At 72.0% G+C, this 16,433-nt stretch carries 15 protein-coding genes; 8 read left to right on the top strand and 7 right to left on the bottom strand.

Annotated elements, in window-relative coordinates:
* Window positions 1-11 precede the first annotated feature (11 nt).
* Both O7605_RS25520 and O7605_RS25515 read right to left on the bottom strand, forming a co-directional pair.
* Window positions 12-1,637 carry an ABC transporter permease gene (locus O7605_RS25520; protein WP_269741511.1) on the bottom strand — a complete coding sequence of 542 codons (1,626 nt, stop codon included), beginning with the start codon at window positions 1,635-1,637 and terminating at the stop codon, window positions 12-14.
* Window positions 1,634-2,545 (bottom strand): ABC transporter ATP-binding protein, encoded by a 912-nt coding sequence (locus O7605_RS25515; RefSeq protein WP_269741510.1) that lies wholly within the window; start codon window positions 2,543-2,545, stop codon window positions 1,634-1,636. The genes O7605_RS25520 and O7605_RS25515 overlap by 4 nt, the downstream gene beginning before the upstream one ends.
* Before the next feature lie 97 nt (window positions 2,546-2,642).
* Between O7605_RS25515 and O7605_RS25510 the strand changes: the two genes are divergently transcribed.
* Window positions 2,643-3,440, top strand: a complete 798-nt coding sequence (locus tag O7605_RS25510; RefSeq protein ID WP_269741509.1) for a TetR family transcriptional regulator — start codon at window positions 2,643-2,645, stop codon at window positions 3,438-3,440.
* 21 nt (window positions 3,441-3,461) lie between these two features.
* On the opposite strand, the gene O7605_RS25505 is transcribed toward O7605_RS25510, so the two are convergent.
* Both O7605_RS25505 and glpK read right to left on the bottom strand, forming a co-directional pair.
* Entirely contained in the window at window positions 3,462-4,787 is a 1,326-nt protein-coding gene (locus O7605_RS25505; RefSeq protein ID WP_269741508.1) for a carbohydrate-binding domain-containing protein, read from the bottom strand.
* 139 nt (window positions 4,788-4,926) lie between these two features.
* On the bottom strand, window positions 4,927-6,444 hold the full coding sequence (gene glpK / locus O7605_RS25500) for a glycerol kinase GlpK (RefSeq protein WP_269741507.1): 1,518 nt from the start codon (window positions 6,442-6,444) through the stop codon (window positions 4,927-4,929).
* Window positions 6,445-6,660: 216 nt separating this feature from the next.
* On the opposite strand from glpK, the gene O7605_RS25495 reads away from it, so the two are divergent.
* A complete protein-coding gene (locus O7605_RS25495; protein WP_269741506.1) occupies window positions 6,661-7,533 on the top strand; it encodes an SDR family oxidoreductase in 873 nt (290 codons plus the stop codon).
* 62 nt (window positions 7,534-7,595) lie between these two features.
* Window positions 7,596-8,096: an ATP-binding protein gene (locus tag O7605_RS25490; RefSeq protein WP_269741505.1), complete on the top strand. Its 501-nt coding sequence runs from the start codon at window positions 7,596-7,598 to the stop codon at window positions 8,094-8,096.
* A gap of 22 nt (window positions 8,097-8,118) precedes the next feature.
* Here O7605_RS25490 and O7605_RS25485 read toward each other — a convergent pair whose 3' ends face one another.
* Window positions 8,119-8,439: a TraR/DksA family transcriptional regulator gene (locus O7605_RS25485; RefSeq protein ID WP_269741504.1), complete on the bottom strand. Its 321-nt coding sequence runs from the start codon at window positions 8,437-8,439 to the stop codon at window positions 8,119-8,121.
* Window positions 8,440-8,888: 449 nt separating this feature from the next.
* Between O7605_RS25485 and O7605_RS25480 the strand changes: the two genes are divergently transcribed.
* The 5 genes from O7605_RS25480 (at window position 8,889) to smpB (ending at window position 14,923) form a co-directional block, all read left to right on the top strand.
* On the top strand, window positions 8,889-9,332 hold the full coding sequence (locus tag O7605_RS25480) for an SCP2 sterol-binding domain-containing protein (RefSeq protein WP_269741503.1): 444 nt from the start codon (window positions 8,889-8,891) through the stop codon (window positions 9,330-9,332).
* Window positions 9,329-11,395, top strand: coding sequence for an amylo-alpha-1,6-glucosidase (locus O7605_RS25475; protein ID WP_269741502.1), 2,067 nt, complete (start codon window positions 9,329-9,331; stop codon window positions 11,393-11,395). The genes O7605_RS25480 and O7605_RS25475 overlap by 4 nt, the downstream gene beginning before the upstream one ends.
* Before the next feature lie 32 nt (window positions 11,396-11,427).
* Window positions 11,428-11,940, top strand: a complete 513-nt coding sequence (locus O7605_RS25470; RefSeq protein WP_269741501.1) for an NUDIX domain-containing protein — start codon at window positions 11,428-11,430, stop codon at window positions 11,938-11,940.
* 105 nt (window positions 11,941-12,045) lie between these two features.
* Window positions 12,046-14,400 carry a hypothetical protein gene (locus O7605_RS25465; RefSeq protein WP_269741500.1) on the top strand — a complete coding sequence of 785 codons (2,355 nt, stop codon included), beginning with the start codon at window positions 12,046-12,048 and terminating at the stop codon, window positions 14,398-14,400.
* 31 nt (window positions 14,401-14,431) lie between these two features.
* Window positions 14,432-14,923, top strand: a complete 492-nt coding sequence (gene smpB / locus O7605_RS25460; protein ID WP_269741499.1) for an SsrA-binding protein SmpB — start codon at window positions 14,432-14,434, stop codon at window positions 14,921-14,923.
* 85 nt (window positions 14,924-15,008) lie between these two features.
* Here smpB and O7605_RS25455 read toward each other — a convergent pair whose 3' ends face one another.
* A complete protein-coding gene (locus tag O7605_RS25455) occupies window positions 15,009-15,422 on the bottom strand; it encodes a type II toxin-antitoxin system Phd/YefM family antitoxin (protein ID WP_269741498.1) in 414 nt (137 codons plus the stop codon).
* 41 nt (window positions 15,423-15,463) lie between these two features.
* Window positions 15,464-16,360: an MHYT domain-containing protein gene (locus O7605_RS25450; protein ID WP_269741497.1), complete on the bottom strand. Its 897-nt coding sequence runs from the start codon at window positions 16,358-16,360 to the stop codon at window positions 15,464-15,466.
* Window positions 16,361-16,433: the final 73 nt, after the last annotated feature.

The following is a 16,433-nucleotide window of genomic DNA, read 5'->3' as shown; positions in this document are numbered from 1 at the left end:
CTCAGGCCGGCTCAGGTGGGGGTGTCGCGGCGGCGAAACGTGGTGAGGCCGAGCGTCAGCAGGGCGGCGGCTACGGCGGTGAGGACCACCAGGGGCAGGACTGTTACGTCGACGGCGGGCACCGACGGCACGTGGGTGTACGGCGAGACGTTCAGCGCCGCCTGCGGCAGGTCCAGCGCGGCACCCAACTGGCCGAGCAGCAGGAAGACGATGAGCACCGCCCAGCTCGACGCGACCGACAGGCGCGGCACGGAACCGAGCAGGGCGGTCACCACCCCGGCGACGACCAGCAGCGCCGGCAGCCGCAGCAGCGCGGCGCCGGTCAGGTCGACCGTCCAACCGACCGGGTCACCGACCGCCAGGCCGTACCCGAGGCCGGTGGTGGCACCGGCCAGCAGCATCAGCGCCAGCGCACCGAGCACGGCACCGGCCACCTGCGTGCCCAGCCAGCGGTAGCGGCTGACGGCGGTGGCGAGCAGCGGTTCGAGGATGCCGTCGGACTCGTCACCGCGTACCCGCAGCAGGGCCTGCACCACGTACGCCCCGATGGTCAGGGCGAACAGCCCGAGCATCGCGGCCAGGAAGGCGTCGACCAGCTCGGCCCCGCCGCCGAGTTGGGCGATCGCCTCGGCGGCGGCCGGGTTGTCGGCGATCATGTCGTCGACCTCGTTGCCGGCCAGACCCATGGCGAGGCCGAGCACCGCCACCGCGACCGCCCAACCGGTCAACGCGCCACGGTGCAGCCGCCAGGTGAGTCCGGCCGGGCTGAGCAGGCCGGCGGTGGCTCGGGCCGGTCCCCGGCGGGCGGCGAGCAGGCCGGCGCCGAGGTCGCGCCGTTCGGCGAGCGCGTACGCCCCGGCGACCCCGGCGACCAGCAGGGCGACCGGCAGGGCGAGCACCCACCACCGCTCGTCGTCGAAGGCACGGGTCTGGGTGCCCCAGCCCAGCGGCGACAACCAGGTGGGCCAGGCGCTGTCCAGGCGCACCCCGTCGGCGGCGGGCTGACCGAGCACGTCACCGGTGGCGCGCAGCAGGAACGCCACCCCGACCGTGGCCGAGGCGAGGGCGTTGGCGCCCCGGGAGGTCACCGAGAGCTGGGCGGTGACGGCGGCCACGCCGGTGAAGGCGAGGCCGACCCCGACGATCGCTGCGGCGGCGGCGACCGAGCCGGCGGCCGGCAGCCCGGCACCGACGAAGGCGACCGCCAGCAGCGCCCCGGCCAGCACGTTGGCGCCGACCACGACCACCAGGGCCGCGGTGAGCAGCGCGTACCGGCCCACGGCGGCGGCACCGAGCAGTTCCGCGCGGCCGGTCTCCTCGTTCTGCCGGGTGTGCCGGACCACGGCGAAGGTGCTCAGCAACGCCGCGAGCACGGCCAGGGTGAGGTACGTCTCGGTGACCACCACGGCACCGAGGTCGGTGCTCGCGACCGGGCCGTTGAAGGCGCGGGCGACGACGCTGGTGTTGGCCACCTCGGCGTACCCGATGCGGTTCTGCTCGTCGGGGTAGATGCTTGCCACGCTCTCGGCGAGGGCGTAGCCGATCAGCGGGCTGCCGAGCGTCCAGATGGCCAGGCGGATGCGGTCCCGACGCAGGGCGAGCCGGGTGAGTCGGCCGGTGCCGGTGAAGGCGCTCATCGGGTGCCTGCCTGCCGGTCGCCGTCGATGGTCTCGCCGTAGTGCCGCAGGAACAGTTCCTCCAGGGTGGGCGGTGTGCTGGTCAACGCGCGGACCTCGAAGCGGACCAGGTGGGTCAGGAGCGTGTCGAGGTGCTCGGGCTCGACCTCCAGCCGGACGCGACCGTCGACGGGGCGGACCTCGTGCACGCCGGGCAGCTCGGTCAGGCCGGTCACCGGGCGTCCGGTCTCGACGGTGACGGTGGTGCGGGCCAGGTGGCGCAGCTCGGCCAGCGTGCCGGACTCGGCGATCCGGCCCTCCCGGATGATGCTGACCTGGTCGCAGAGCGCCTCGACCTCGGCCAGCACGTGGCTGGAGAGCAGGACGCTCGCGCCGGCCTGGGTGAGCTGGCGGACCTCCTCCTGGAACACCGCCTCCATCAGCGGGTCCAGCCCGGAGGTGGGCTCGTCCAGCACGTACAGCTCGACGTCGCTGGCGAAGGCGGCGACGATGGCGACCTTCTGCCGGTTCCCCTTCGAGTAGGTGCGGCACTTCTTCGTCGGGTCCAGGTCGAAGCGGCGCAGCAGTTCGTCGCGGCGACGCCGGTCCAGCCCGCCGCGCAACGCCCCGAACAGGTCGATCGCCTCCCCACCGGAGAGGTTGGGCCAGAGGTTGACGTCACCCGGCACGTACGCCAGCCGCCGGTGCAGCGCGACCGCGTCCCGCCACGGGTCCCCACCCAGGAGGCGTACCTGCCCGGAGTCCCGGCGCAGCAGGCCGAGCAGGATCCGGATGGTGGTGGACTTACCCGAGCCGTTGGGTCCGAGGAACCCGTGCACCTCCCCCGGTTCCACCGTCAGGTCGAGCCCGTCAAGTGCGCGTACGCCGCCGAAGGTCTTGACGAGGTTCTCGATGGCGATCACGGACATGGACGCCTCCTGTCGTTGCCGGTGTCTGCCACTGACCGATGGTAAGGGATCCGCGCACTCCACCGTCCGGCGGTCAGCAGCGACTACGCTGAACGCCATGACCTGGGAGGAGACCGACGGCACCCGCAGCCGGATCCTGCGCACCGCGTCGGACCTCTTCGCCGAGCAGGGCTACCAACGCACCTCGCTGCGGCAGATCGCCGAACGGTTGCGGCTGACGAAGGCCGCCATCCTCTACCACTTCCCCAGCAAGGCGCATCTGCTCACCGCGCTCGCCGAGCCGCTGATCCGTGATCTGGAGGCGCTGCTGGACACCGCCGGGGCGCTGCCCGGTCGGCAGGCGAGATGGGCGCTGCTGGAGGGCTGGGTGGACACCATGCTGGCGCACCGCGGCCCACTCGGCATGCTCTTCCACGACCTGGCGCTCGTCGACCGGGGCAGCACCTACCACCGACTGATGCAGATCGCCATGCGGGCCAACGAGATCGTCGCCGGACCGGACGCCGGACGCCGGGATCGGGTCCGGGCGGTGCAGGCCATCGCCATGTGCAGCGATCCGGTGGTGTTCATGATCGACGTTTCCCCGTCGGTACTGCGAGGAGACATGCTCGACGGCGCCTGCCGGCTACTGGGTGAGACGCCCACCGAGGCGGCAGCGACCGACCGGACGGCGCCGGTGACCGACGCGCCGACCGCTGCCGGGCCGGGCCGGGTGGGCCGGCGGCGGCCAGGACGCCCGAAGTCGATGAGCCCGGAACAGGTGCGCGCCGCCCGTCGGATGCATCTGGCGGGCACCCACTCGGCCGACGAGATCGCCGCCGAGTTCGGTGTCTCGCGGGCCACCGTCTACCGCCACCTCGACGCGGACCACGATAACGAGACAGTTACCAGATAGTTTTGAGACACCGCCGGCAGGTCACCGGACCAGGCCGATCCCGGCGTACGTCCGCGCGTGCGCCGGGAACTGCTCGTCGGTGTGCGGCGCGTAGATCCAGGTACGCAGCGAGTCGGCCGTCGCGTCGATCTCCACCAGCCGCACCGGGTTGGTACTGCGGGAGTGGAACGTCTGCAGGAAGGAGTAGATCCGGTTGCCGTGCACCCCGGTGTCCACCCGGGACGCCGCCGTGCCGGTGTGCCCGGAGAAGACGAACCGGATGTTCGGGTAGCGCCGCACGAGATTGTCGAAGACGTACTGCGGGCTGGTCGAACCGTAGCCGGCCGACTGACCGATCGAGGCGTCGCTCTCCAGGTGGTGATGGGTGACGATGACGACGTTGTGCCGGGGATGAGCCGCCACGACCGCCTTCGCCCAGTCGACGGCCGCCCGGCGCGGCCACAGTTCCAGGCTCAGCACCAGCCACCGCACCCCACCGGCGGTGTAGGTGGCGTACGCGTTGTCCACCTTGCCCGCCTCGAACTGGCCACCCACCGCGCCGAACCGCCCGGCGGTGAAATACCTGTTAAACACCGTCGTGTCGCGCAGCAACCGCCCGGCGGGAGTGCGCAGTTCCCCGTCCGGGCCGGCGGCCTGGGTGTCGTGGTTGCCGACGGCGAGGGTGTACGGCAGGCCGGCCGTCTCCAGCGGACGCAGCGCGGCGCGGGCCCGTTCGTACTGCGCGTGGTCGGGGGTGTCGTAGTTGACCACGTCGCCGGAGTGCGTGACAAAGCGCAGGTCGAGGGTGGTGCGCTGGGCGACCAGCCAGTCGACGCGCTGACGCAGTCGGGTGTCGCGGGCGTTCAGCACCTCCTCCTGCGTGTCCGGCACCACGGCGAAGGTGAAGCGCGGGTCGACCGCCGGGGGCGGCTGCGTCCGCACGTACGCCAGGTGCGCGTTGCGGTCACACGCACCGGTGTACCGGTCGTTGACCAGCTCGATCCGGACGTCGTGGGTACCGTCCGGCAGCTCGGCACCGACCGGATAGCCGCCGTAGTCGGTGGCGCTGGTCACGGTGACCTCGCCGACCAGCGCACCGCCGACCCTGACCCGTAGCGTCGGCCAGCCGTCGCAGTGGTCGCCGATCGCACCGACGACCAGCCGCCCGGCGCCCGGCACGGCGATCGTCGCGTAGCTGGCGTTGTGCCACAGCGTGGCGTGGGTGCCCGACGACGGCCGGGGCGTGCCCGTGGCCGGTTGGATCGAACCGTTGACCACGGTGAACGGTGACGCCGCGTGTGCCGCGCCGGCTGGTACGCCGACCGACAGGACGACCACGACCGCCATGATCGCGCGCATGATCCGCATGGATGCCCTCCCTGTGCCACCTCCGGCGGCTGCCGGACATCGGGATGCTAAGGCAGACCGACCGGGCATTCCGGCACCGGAACATAGACACGCAGTGACGTTAACCGCAACGAAACGTGACCGGTGGGTACGGCGCCGGTCAGCCGACGTCGACCCAGTCGAGCGTGCGTTGCACCGCCTTGCGCCAGCCGGCGTAGCCGGTGGCCCGCTGTTCGGGCGACCAGGACGGCTGCCAGCGCCGGCTCTCGTTCCAGTTCGCCCGCAGTTCGTCGGTGTCCCGCCAGAATCCGACGGCCAGTCCGGCAGCGTAGGCCGCGCCGAGGGCGGTGGTCTCGGCGACCACGGGCCGACTCACCGGCACGCCGAGGATGTCCGCCTGCAACTGCATGCACAGGTCGTTGACGGTCACCCCACCGTCGACCTTGAGGCACTCCAGCGACACGCCCGAGTCCCGCGCCATGGCCTCGGCCACGTCGCGGCTCTGGTAGCAGATGGCTTCCAGGGTCGCCCGGGCGATGTGCGCGTCGGTGTTGTAGCGGGACAGGCCGACGATCGCGCCCCGGGCGTCGGATCGCCAGTACGGGGCGAACAGACCGGAGAAGGCCGGTACGAAGTAGACCCCACCGTTGTCGTCGACCTGGCGGGCGAGGTCCTCGCTCTGCGCCGCGCTGCTGATGATCTTCAACTGGTCGCGGAGCCACTGCACGGCCGAACCGGTGACGGCGATGGAACCTTCGAGCGCGTAGACCGGCGGCTGGCCGGCGAACTGGTAGCACACGGTGGTGAGTAGTCCGGCCTCGGAGCGGACGATCTCCGGTCCGGTGTTCAACAGCAGGAAGTTGCCCGTGCCGTAGGTGTTCTTCGCCTCGCCCGGGGCGAAGCAGACCTGACCGACGGTGGCCGCCTGCTGGTCACCCAGGTCCCCGGTGATCGGGACGGGGCCGGCGAACGGGCCGTTGGGCAGGGTGACGCCGTAGGCGTCCGGGTCGGAGGACGGGACGATCCGGGGCAGCATGGCGCGCGGGACGCCGAAGATGGACAGCAGCTCGTCGTCCCAGTCCAGCGTCTCCAGGTTCATCAGCATGGTCCGGCTGGCGTTCGTGGGGTCGGTGACGTGGATGCCGCCGTCGGTACCACCGGTCAGGTGCCACAGCAACCAGGTGTCGGTGTTGCCGAAGATCGCCTCACCGCGTTCGGCGGCCGCCCGCACCCCGTCGACGTGCTCCAGAATCCACTGGATCTTGCCGCCCGAGAAGTAGGTCGCCGGCGGCAGGCCGGCCTTGCGCCGGATGATCTCGCCGCGCCCGTCACGCTCCAGCGCCGAGGCGATCCGGTCGGTCCGGGTGTCCTGCCAGACGATGGCGTTGTAGTACGGCCGGCCGGTGCGCCGGTTCCACACCACCGTCGTCTCCCGCTGGTTGGTGACACCGAGGGCCGCCAGGTCACCCGCGGCCAGGCTGTGCGTGTTCAGCGCCGTGCGTACGACCGTCTGGGTGCGTTCCCAGATCTCCAGCGGGTTGTGCTCGACCCAGCCGGCGCGCGGCAGGATCTGCTGGTGTTCGAGCTGGTGGCGGCCGACCTCGTTGCCACCGTGGTCGAAGATCATGAACCGGGTGCTGGTGGTGCCCTGGTCCACGGCGCCGACGAAGTCAGCCATGCGGTTCTCCTTGTCCTGGTCCTCGCTGCGGGTGCGGCCTCGGGTAGATCCTTCCCGATCTCCGCGTCGCTCACCACGAACGGTTGGCGCGGGCGGCTTGGCGGGTATGCCCGCCGGGCGCGGCGGCGCCGGGTGGGAGGGCCGGCGGATGCCCGGTAGCGTTCGGCAGACCACCACTGGGTCGTCGCTGGCGGCGACCGGGAGCAGGAGCGCAGCATGCGGTTAGATCTACGCGACCGGACCATCCTGATCACCGGAGCGGCGCGGGGTATCGGCGCCCAACTGGCCCGGGCGGCCGCCGCCCGGGGCGCCCGGGTCGCCCTGGTGGGCCTGGAACCGGTGCCGTTGCGGCAGGTCGCCGCCGAGGTGGGCGGGCACTGGTACGAGTGCGACGTGACCGACCAGGCGGGCCTCGACGACGCCGTCGCCTCGACCGTGCAGCGCTACGGCGGCATCGACGTGGTGGTGGCCAACGCCGGCATCGCCAACATCGGCACCGTGTCCACCGGCCCGGTCGACGCCCTGGCCCGCACCATCGAGGTGAACCTGACCGGCGTGGTCCGCACGGTCAGCGCGGCGTTGCCGCACGTGCGCGCCGCCCGGGGCCACGTCCTGATCGTCTCGTCGGCGGCGGCCTTCGCCGCCATGCCCGGGATGGCCGCGTACTGCGCGTCGAAGGCCGGGGTCGAACAGTTCGGCAACGTGCTGCGGCTGGAGAACCGCCGGTTAGGGCTGACCGTGGGCACCGCCCACCCGATCTGGATCGACACCGACCTGGTGCGCGACTTCCGCGACGACCTCGCCTCGTTCCACACCGCGCAGCGCAAGCTGCCCTGGCCGCTGAACACCACGGTCAGTGTCGAGCGGTGCGCGGAGGCACTGCTGCGCGGCATCGAAGGTCGCCGACGCAAGGTCTACGTACCCCGGTCCATCGCCCTGGTCCAGGCGCTGCGTCCAGTGGTGCTCAGCGGGTTCGCCGACCGACTGATCGACCGGTTCGGCGGCGCGGAGCTGGCCGAGCGGATGGAGGCGGAGGTACACCGTCTCGGCCGGTCCTTCGGTCGGACGTCGGTGGAGGGTGGCCAGTAACGTCCAGATGGTTGCCCCTCGGCAAAGGTCGCGGATCTTCGCGGACGACGTAATCTGCCTGCATGAACAACCTCGGCCCGTCGGACTCCCGGGATTCCGGCGACCCGGCCCCCGGCGGCGAGGCCACGTCCCTGCTGTCCGAGACGTTCACCGCGCAGACGGTGACAGCGCTACGACACCTGCTCACCGCCCGGGTGGCCGCCGCCGGCCTCACCGGCGACGTGGCCGAGGATCTCGTCCTGGCCGTGCACGAGCTGGTCACCAACGCCGTGCTGCACGGCGGGGGCCAGGGGCGACTCGACCTCTTCCGGCGGGCCGACCTGCTCGTCTGCGAGGTCACCGATCACGGGCCTGAGCGCGGCGCGGACCTGCCGGTGCACCTGCCGGCGACGAACACCCCGGGTGGCCGGGGCCTCTGGCTCGCCCATCACCTGACCGGGGCGCTGACGCTGACCCGCCGGCCCGACGGCCTGACCGCGACCGTCACCGCCAGCCTGCGCGTCGAGCCGCCCGCGGTGACCGGATCGCCCGAGGTGTCCACGGACCGGCCGTCGCACCCGTAAGGCCGACGGCCGGTCCACCCGGTCAGCCCTGCTGCTTCTGCTGGCACGGCACGCAGAACCGCGCGTGCGGCAGGATCTCCAGGCGTTCCCGGGGAATGTCCGTTCCGCACCGCTCGCACCTGCCGTAGCCGCCGGCGGTGAGGCGCCGCAGCGCCCCGGCGATCTGGTCGAGGCTCAGCCGGGTCGCGGCGATCAGCGCGGCATTCGTGTGCGCCTCCCCCGGATCGCCGGTGTCGGCCGTCAACTCGGTCAGCCGGGTCGTCTGGGCCTCGAACTCGTGGTGCAGCGTCGTTTCGAGCTCGCTGATCCACTGCTGGTCGTGGCTGTCGGTCCGTTCGCTCATGTCGGTTCCCTCTCCGGAAAAGAAAAAGGGCCGAAGCGGAACGCTTCGCCCTTGCCGTCACGTGTCCGTGCCCGGTGTCCGGAGGGCTGCGACCGGCGGGGCGCGGCTGGCCGTGACCGGCCGGTGCCGAGAACCGGGGCGCCGGAGTGGCCGCGCCCGGCACGCGCAGACCGGCCGCCGCCGGGACGGCGGCGGCGCGGCTGAGCAGCACGGCGGATCGCATCGGACCACCATAGGCGGCGGCCGGCCGGAAACCAACGCCGATCTCCGACCCTCGGCTCGGACGCCCGGGCGCACCTGAAGGTGGGCCAGTAGTACAGACCAGCACCAGAGCGGATCAAAGCCGCTAAGGTGACCATGGCGGAGGGGTTGACCGGCGCTTCGCCGCCGGCTCGGGTCGCCCCGGCAGCAGCCCTCGTCGGCCGGGCACAGCCCGCAGGAGGTCCGGGATGTCGGAGGCGGTGCACGACTTCTTCGACGGTCTCACCAGGGGTGGGGGGCGAATGCTGCGGCAGGTCTCCGGCACCGTTCGGTTCGACCTGGCCTATCCCGACCGGGTCGACCACTGGCTGGTCACCATCGACCGGGGCCGGATCACGGTGTCACGCGACGACGTCGCGGAGGTGGACACGGTGATCCGGGCCGACGCGCAGTTGTTCCTCCGGATGGCCCGCGGCGAGGTCAAGCCACTGTCGGCGTGGCTGCGCAACGACTTCACCGCCGACGGCGAGTTCCGGTTCGTCATCATGCTGGAGCGCCTGTTCGCACCGCCGCCCGACGCCCACCACCCGCGTGAGGTGGCCGTCCACCGCAATCACCGGGCGCTGGCCGACCCCGGACAGCCGTCGCGGCACGGCGTGGTCCCCCCGGTCGGCGAGGGGGAGCCACGGTGAAGAAGCTTGTCCGCATCCTCGACGGCAACCTCTTCGCGCTGAGCGACGACAACGGCGACATGGATTTCAGCCCCACCAATCCGGCCGGGTTCTTCGCCTTCGACACCCGCTTCCTGTCCACCTGGCGGGTACGGCTCGACGGGGAACGGCTGCACCCACTGGCCGTGCACGATCCGAGCTACTACAAGATCCGGTTCTTCCTGGTGCCCGGTCATCCGACCCACTACGTCGACGCGAAGGTCTCGATGATCCGCGACCGGTGGATCTCCGACAGCGCCTTCGTCGAACACCTCACCGTGCTCAACCACACCAACGGCCCGGTCGACTACGTGCTGCGTATCGACGTGGACAGCGACTTCGCCCCGGTCTACGACGTGATCTGGCCGCACGCGTCGGCGCTGCGCGGCTACCGCGAGGTCTCGGCGGACGGCCTGCGGCTCGGCTACCGGCGGGAGAAGTTCCACCGGGTCACCGACGTCTCGGCGAGCGAGCCGGCGGAGTTCGACGAGCACGGGCTGACCTTCCGGATCCGGGTCGACCGGCAGGGCCGGTGGAGCACGACCCTGCGGGTGCGGGCGCTGGTGCTGCGTCCGGACGGCGCGGACATCCGGGAGCGGCTGCGGCACCCGCACGGCAAGATGGGCACCGAGTTGCGCCACGACCTGAGCGAGTGGATCGCCGAGGCACCCCGGCTGTACTGCGACTGGGAGCCGCTGTGCACGACCTACCGACGAGGGCTGGCGGACCTGGCCGGCCTGCGTTTCTCTCCGCTGGCGCTGCCGCACGAGACCATGCTCGCCGCCGGGTTGCCCTGGTCGGCCACCATCATCGGCCGCGACAACCTGCTCACCTGTTACCAGACACTGCCGTTCGTGCCCCGGATGGCGGCGACCACGCTGCGCCTGCTCGCCATCGACCAGGGCACGGTGCTCGACGACTTCCGGGACGAGGAACCCGGCAAGATCCTCAACGAGTTCCGGTACGGGGAGATGGCCGCCTTCGAGCAGCGTCCCCAGTCGCCGTACTACGGCGGAGCGGACGTGACGCCCCTGTTCGTCGTGCTGCTCGACGAGTACGAGCGCTGGACCGGCGACGCCTCGCTGGTGCGCGATCTGGAGGACGCCGCCCGCGCGGCGCTGAACTGGATCGACGAGTACGGCGACCTGCGCGGCGACGGCTACCTCTGGTACCAGCCGCGCAACGACGCGAGCGGGGCGCAGAACCACTGCTGGAAGGATTCGCCGGAGGCCATCTGTTACCGGGACGGCCGGCTGCCGGGGCTGCCGCGCGCCACCTGCGAGTTGCAGGGCTACGCGTACGACGCGAAGCGGCGCGGAGCCCGACTGGCCCGCGAGTTCTGGGGCGACCCGGCGTACGCCGACCGCCTGGAACGGCAGGCCGAAGAGCTCAAGCGGCGGTTCAACCGCGACTTCTGGATCGACGGGAGTGAGTATTTCGCGCTGGCGCTCGGCCCCGACGGTGACCAGGTCGACGCGCTGGCGTCGAACATGGGACACCTGCTGTGGAGTGGCATCGTGGACGACTCCCGGGCCGCCGCCGTCGCCGGCCACCTGCTCGGGCCACGGCTCTACTCCGGCTGGGGGGTCCGGACGCTGGCCACCGGGCAGGCCAGCTACAACCCGCTCGGTTACCACGTCGGTACGGTCTGGCCGTTCGACAACTCGCTGATCGCCTGCGGGCTGCGCCACTACGGCTTCGTCGAGGAGGCGGGAAAGATCGCGGAAGCCGTCATCGAGGCGTCCGAGCACTTCGCCGGACGGATGCCGGAGGCCTTCGCCGGCTACGACCGCGAACTGACCCGGTACCCGGTGCCGTACCCGGCCGCGAACAGCCCGCAGGCCTCCGCGACCGGTGCCACGTTCCTGCTGCTGCGCAGCCTGCTCGGCCTGGAGCCCTACGGCGAGCACCTGGTGGTGCACCCGGCGCTTCCCCCGCGCTTCGGCCGGATCGAACTGTTGAACATTCCGGGCCGGTGGGGGCGCAAGGACGCGATCGGCAACGCCCGGGCGGGCATGCCGGTGGCGCACAGCGCCAACCGGTGAGCCTCGACTGGTCCGAGGTAACGTGCTGCGGCATGAGCGGCGTGGCGTACTCGCATTGTTCGTACTGTGGCGCGGCCTACCCGCCGCCGATCGGCTGGCCCCGGCTCTGCGCGACCTGTGGCCAGCAGGTCTGGCGCAACCCACTGCCGGTGGCGGTGGCCGTACAGCCGGTGCTGACCGCCACCGGCCTCGGCGTGGTCGTCGTCCGGCGCGACATCGAACCCGCCCGGGGGCGGCTCGCGCTGCCCGGCGGGTTCATCGAGTACGGCGAACGGTGGGAGGACGCCCTGGTCCGTGAACTGCGTGAGGAGACCGGCCTGCGTGCCGAGGCGGCCGGCGCCAGGCTGGTCACCGTGCGGAGCGCGCCGGCCGGCGGCACCATGCTGATCTTCGGAGAGCTGCCGGCCCGGCCCGCCGAGGAGCTTCCGCCGTCGGCGCCGACCGCGGAGGCCACCGAGTGGCTGGTGCTGACCGAGCCGACCGAGCTGGCCTTCTCCACCCACACCGAGGTCCTGGCCGACTTTCTCACCCGCCGGCCGGTCTGACCGGCCGGGCAGGCGTGTTCGCCGGCTCGGTGGGTAGACCGGGAGACCGCACCGGGACGTCGCGCCCGTGCCGGGTCGGGTTGGTGCACACGTTCCGGGGGGTCGATGACCAGCCAGCCGGGGGCGTCGGACGACGTCGTGGAGCTGCGGGTGCACGGCGTGTCCGGCGCCGACGCCGAACAGATCCTCGACCGTCCGCACAGCCATCAGGTCGCCGGGGACCGCAACGGCGGGTTCTACCGGCCGCGCCCGGGCTATCCGGACACCAGGGGACCGGCGGGCGTGACGCTGGAGGCGTACCGCTGGGGTGAACTGCCCTCCGGCACCACCGTCCGCACGCTGTCGCTGATGTTCCTGCTGCCGTTCATGCTGTGCAACGTCGCGATCTGGATGCGGCCGCCCCCTGGGAACAGGTCCGATTCCGGGGTGAAGGCGTTGTGCCGGTTGCTCGCCCTCAGCCTCACCATGCTGTACGTGCTGGCGGCGATGGGTGTGGCGCTGGACCTGCTCGCCTGGCGGTGCGTGCCGAATCCCTCCTGCCTGGCCGGGCGGCCGTGGCTGTCCTGGCTCAGCGACCGACCCACCGGGCTGACCCTGGCCGTCTTCGCGCTGCTGCCCTTCGGCGCGCTCATGCTGGTGTGGCTGCTCGGTGTCCGCCCCGGCCGCAACTTCGCCGCCTTCCACACCCCCGTCAGCACCTCCGGCAGCCACCAGCTCAGCGCCGTGGGTCAGTGGGACAGCGCGCCGACCGTGGACCGGCTCTGTTCACTGCACGGCGCCGCCGGGCTGATGACCCTGGGCCTCGGTCTGGTCGCCGCCCGGATCGGCTCGGGCCCGTCGCCGCTGAGCGTGACCCTGGCCGTCGTCTGCGGGGCGGTGCTGGTGGTCAGCATCGTGCTGGTCTGCGCGCACCGGTTCGTCGACCTGCTGCCGACCGGCTCGTACGCGGACCGGATCTCCAACGGGCTGCGCAACCTGGCCTTCGCCCTGATCGCCGTGGTGCTGGTCGCGGTGTCGGTCGACCCCACTCCGTGGCGGATCCGGGACGGGCTGCCCGGCTACGCCACCGCCGTCGGGCTGGTCATCTCCTCCCAGGCGGTCCTGCTGATCCTGCTCGGCACGGGCGCGCTGATCGCCCGGAGCCGACGACGCCAGGACAGCGCCGACAGCCCCGATCCGTCCGACCGTGGCGACGCCGGCCGCGATGCGGCGCCCGTACCCAGTGTCGAGCCCGATGAGGCGCGGCGCGGATTCGGCCGTGACGGGCTCGGCGCCGGACCGCTGCGCGGGCTGGGTGCTCCGGTGATCGCGGCCAGCGCGACCGGGCTGGCGGTGGCGATCTCCGCGGACCTGGTCTACCGGGTGGCCGATTTCCTCAACCGCCGTGCCGACGCCGACGGTGAACGGGAGATCAGCCCGCCGCTGGGCTACAAGTGGGCCATCTTCGTCTTCCTGGTGGCGGCGGCAGCCACCCTGCTGGCGGCGCTGATCATCGGCCTGGCCAGTCGTGTCCCCCGGATGCGTACCGCCCGGGCCACCGTCGCGCACGACTTTCCCGACGCGCCGCCGGCCGCCCGGTACCGCCTGCACCAGGTCGAGCGCATGATCGCCCGGGCGCGGTTCACCGAACGGTTGGAGTCACTCGCGGTGGTGTACGCCTGTGTCGTCGGGGTGGGCATGCCCAGCAGCCTGCTCGGCATGCTGGGGCTGGCGCCGGACACCACGGTGCAGCAGCTGACCGGCATTCCGGCCGCGGCGACCAGCTTCGGTATCCAGATGGGCAGTTTCCTCATCGCGGCGCTGCTGCTCGCGCTGCTCGTCGGCGGCGTCTTCGCGTACCGTACGTCCCGGTTCCGCAGGTACGTGGGTGTGCTGTGGGATCTGGGGACGTTCTGGCCACGGCTGGCGCATCCGTTCGCACCGCCCTGCTACGCCGAGCGCGCGGTTCCGGAACTGGGTCGACGGATCGCGTACCTCACCGCACAGGGGCACGGAGTGCTGCTCACCGGGCACAGTCACGGCTCGGTGCTGCTCGCCGCCACGATCCTGCAACTGCCACCCGAGGTGTGCGGCCGGTTGGCGCTGCTGACCTACGGCTCACCGCTGCGCCGGCTCTACGCCCGCCTGTTTCCGGCCTACGTCAGTGACGAAGTGCTCCGCGACGTGGGCGACCGGGTCAACTGGCGGTGGATCAACCTGTGGCGGGACACCGACCCGATCGGGGGCTGGGTCTTCTCGCCGCACCGGCCGGAGCGTCCGCCGACGGTGTCCGGTGTCGCCGGCGCGGTGGACCGGCGACTGCGCGACCCGGTCGGCGTCGTCCCGCCGCCCGGCGACAGCGTCCCGCACCCGATCGTCGGGCACTGGCCCGGCGAATCCGATCCGCGCTTCGAGGCCGCGGTGGCGGAGCTGGCGAGCCGTTTGCGGGCCGGGCTGCGCGAGCACGACAAGCGGGCCTGAACCCTCCCACGGTGCGGCTATCCTTCCCCGGATGGGCACCTCCTCCAGCGCCGAGCGGACCCTGATCGCGGCCAACCGTCGAGCCCGCCACGACTACGCCGTGCTCAAGACCTACGAGGCCGGCATCGTGCTGGCCGGCACCGAGGTCAAGTCGCTGCGCGCGGGTCGGGTCTCGCTCGTCGACGCCTTCGCGCAGGAACGCGACGGGGAGATCATGCTGTACGGCCTGCACATCGCCGAGTACGGCTACGGCAGCTGGACCAACCACGCACCCCGGCGGACCCGCAAGCTGCTGCTGCGCCGGGTGGAGATCGCCCGGATCCTCGACCGGACCCGCGAGGGCGGAATCACCCTGGTGCCGCTGTCGATGTACTTCTCCGGCGGCTGGGCGAAGGTCGAGCTGGCCCTGGCCAAGGGACGCCGGTCCTACGACAAGCGACAGGTGCTCGCCGAACGCGACGCCAACCGGGAGATCGCCCGCGAGCTGGGCCGCCGGCTCAAGGGCCGCCCAGACCGGCGCTGAGCCGGAAGCCGTGGCTCGCCCCCCGGACCGGGTCGAGCCCGGGCGGGAACCCGGCGGAAACCTGCGCCGGTCTCCCTGAGCGGTCTCAGTCGGCGAGCAGTTGGGTGTGCGCCGCACGCAACCGGGTGAGCGCCGGATCGCTGCCCGGCGGGAAGCGCCGATCCAGCTCGGCCCAGACCTCGGCGAGCGCCATGGTCACCGCCCGCAGCTCGGCGGCGTGCCGACGCCCGCTCTGCTGCCGCTGCGCGTCGAGGCGTCGGGACCAGCCGGCGGTCACCTCGGCCAGGCGGGCGGCGTCGGCGCGGGCCTCGGCGACCGTGCGGGCGGCCGCCGCCGGCACGATCGCGGCGACCGGCCGGGAGTCACCGTCGCGGGTCACCACCGTGACCGAGTCGGTCAGTTCGGCCAGGGCGACGAGTTGGCTGAGTCGGGTGCGCGCCTCGCGGAGGGGCAGCGAGCGCGCCGGGGCGTTTCGCGGAGTGAGGGCGGGGACAGCCATGAATACATCGTCGGTGCCGGGTACGACACTTTCCGCGACCGTCAACGCGACGAATGGTCCCGGCGGGACGGGAACTGGGCACCGGGACGGGCCAGTGTCGACCGGGCGCGCAGCCCCACCGGATCGGGTGCGCTGACGTCCGGTGTCGCGGCGGCGGCCGTGGTCGGCTGCGGCCGTTGCCGGGCGTCCAGGTAGGCGAGCGCGGCGCGGTCCTCGTCGGTGGGTGCGGCCAGCAACGCGTACACCAGACCGACCACGCCGAAGATGACCAGCAGCACGATCGGGATCAGCAGCGTACCGACACCGGCCCCGGTGACCTCTCCCCGTTCCTCGTGCAGGTGCACCGACAGGGCGCTCATCCCGGTGAAGTGCATGCCGTTGACCGCCACCCCCATCACCAGCGCCGAGGCGAAGATCGCCACTCCCTTGCGTACGGTCACCGCGAGCCAGAGGGCGACGGAGGCGGCGACCACGGCGATCAGCACCGACAGGCCCACCCGGAGGTCGTCGTAGACCAACCGGCCGTCCAGCCGCATCGCCGCCATGCCCGTGTAGTGCATCGCCGCCACCCCGGCGCCGGTGAACAGGCCGCCACCGAGGATCCGGGCCGCCGAGAGCCGACCGGTGCCGACGATCGCCAGCCCGAGACCGACGGCCGCCACCGCGATCAGCGCGCTGGCGACCGTGATCGGCACGTCGTAGCGGATCCGCGTGCCGGTCACCGCGAAGCCCAGCATCGCCATGAAGTGCATCGTCCAGATCGCCGTGCCGCCGAGCGCCCAGGCGGCCAGGGTTCCCCACCAGAGTTTCTGGCCCGTGCTGGTGGCGGTCCGGATGCGGCCGGCGCAGACCAGGCCGAGGATGGAACCGAGCACCGACAGCGCGTAGCTCAACGCCGGTGTGATCCAGCCGTACTCAAAGTGATTGATGTCCGCCACGTGGGCTCCCCCCAGAGCTGCTACCGGCGCGTAGCGCACGCGCCGATGACATCATCGGCGACGCTCTCACCAG

It is taken from the genome of Verrucosispora sp. WMMA2121, assembly GCF_027460185.1.
In the GTDB taxonomy this organism is placed as follows: domain Bacteria; phylum Actinomycetota; class Actinomycetes; order Mycobacteriales; family Micromonosporaceae; genus Micromonospora; species Micromonospora palythoicola.
Note: the sequence above shows the minus strand (reverse complement) of the source record. Positions and strands in the feature narration are given on the sequence as shown.

Bases quoted from the DNA above. Each gene is read 5' to 3' on its own strand.
- smpB (WP_269741499.1), top strand. From the start codon at position 14,432: ATGGGCACCTCCTCCAGCGCCGAGCGGACCCTGATCGCGGCCAACCGT.
- O7605_RS25490 (WP_269741505.1), top strand. From the start codon at position 7,596: ATGAACAACCTCGGCCCGTCGGACTCCCGGGATTCCGGCGACCCGGCC.
- O7605_RS25495 (WP_269741506.1), top strand. From the start codon at position 6,661: ATGCGGTTAGATCTACGCGACCGGACCATCCTGATCACCGGAGCGGCG.
- O7605_RS25470 (WP_269741501.1), top strand. From the start codon at position 11,428: ATGAGCGGCGTGGCGTACTCGCATTGTTCGTACTGTGGCGCGGCCTAC.
- O7605_RS25480 (WP_269741503.1), top strand. From the start codon at position 8,889: ATGTCGGAGGCGGTGCACGACTTCTTCGACGGTCTCACCAGGGGTGGG.
- O7605_RS25510 (WP_269741509.1), top strand. From the start codon at position 2,643: ATGACCTGGGAGGAGACCGACGGCACCCGCAGCCGGATCCTGCGCACC.
- O7605_RS25515 (WP_269741510.1), bottom strand. From the start codon at position 2,545: ATGTCCGTGATCGCCATCGAGAACCTCGTCAAGACCTTCGGCGGCGTA.
- O7605_RS25455 (WP_269741498.1), bottom strand. From the start codon at position 15,422: ATGGCTGTCCCCGCCCTCACTCCGCGAAACGCCCCGGCGCGCTCGCTG.
- O7605_RS25520 (WP_269741511.1), bottom strand. From the start codon at position 1,637: ATGAGCGCCTTCACCGGCACCGGCCGACTCACCCGGCTCGCCCTGCGT.
- O7605_RS25485 (WP_269741504.1), bottom strand. From the start codon at position 8,439: ATGAGCGAACGGACCGACAGCCACGACCAGCAGTGGATCAGCGAGCTC.
- O7605_RS25465 (WP_269741500.1), top strand. From the start codon at position 12,046: ATGACCAGCCAGCCGGGGGCGTCGGACGACGTCGTGGAGCTGCGGGTG.
- glpK (WP_269741507.1), bottom strand. From the start codon at position 6,444: ATGGCTGACTTCGTCGGCGCCGTGGACCAGGGCACCACCAGCACCCGG.
- O7605_RS25505 (WP_269741508.1), bottom strand. From the start codon at position 4,787: ATGCGGATCATGCGCGCGATCATGGCGGTCGTGGTCGTCCTGTCGGTC.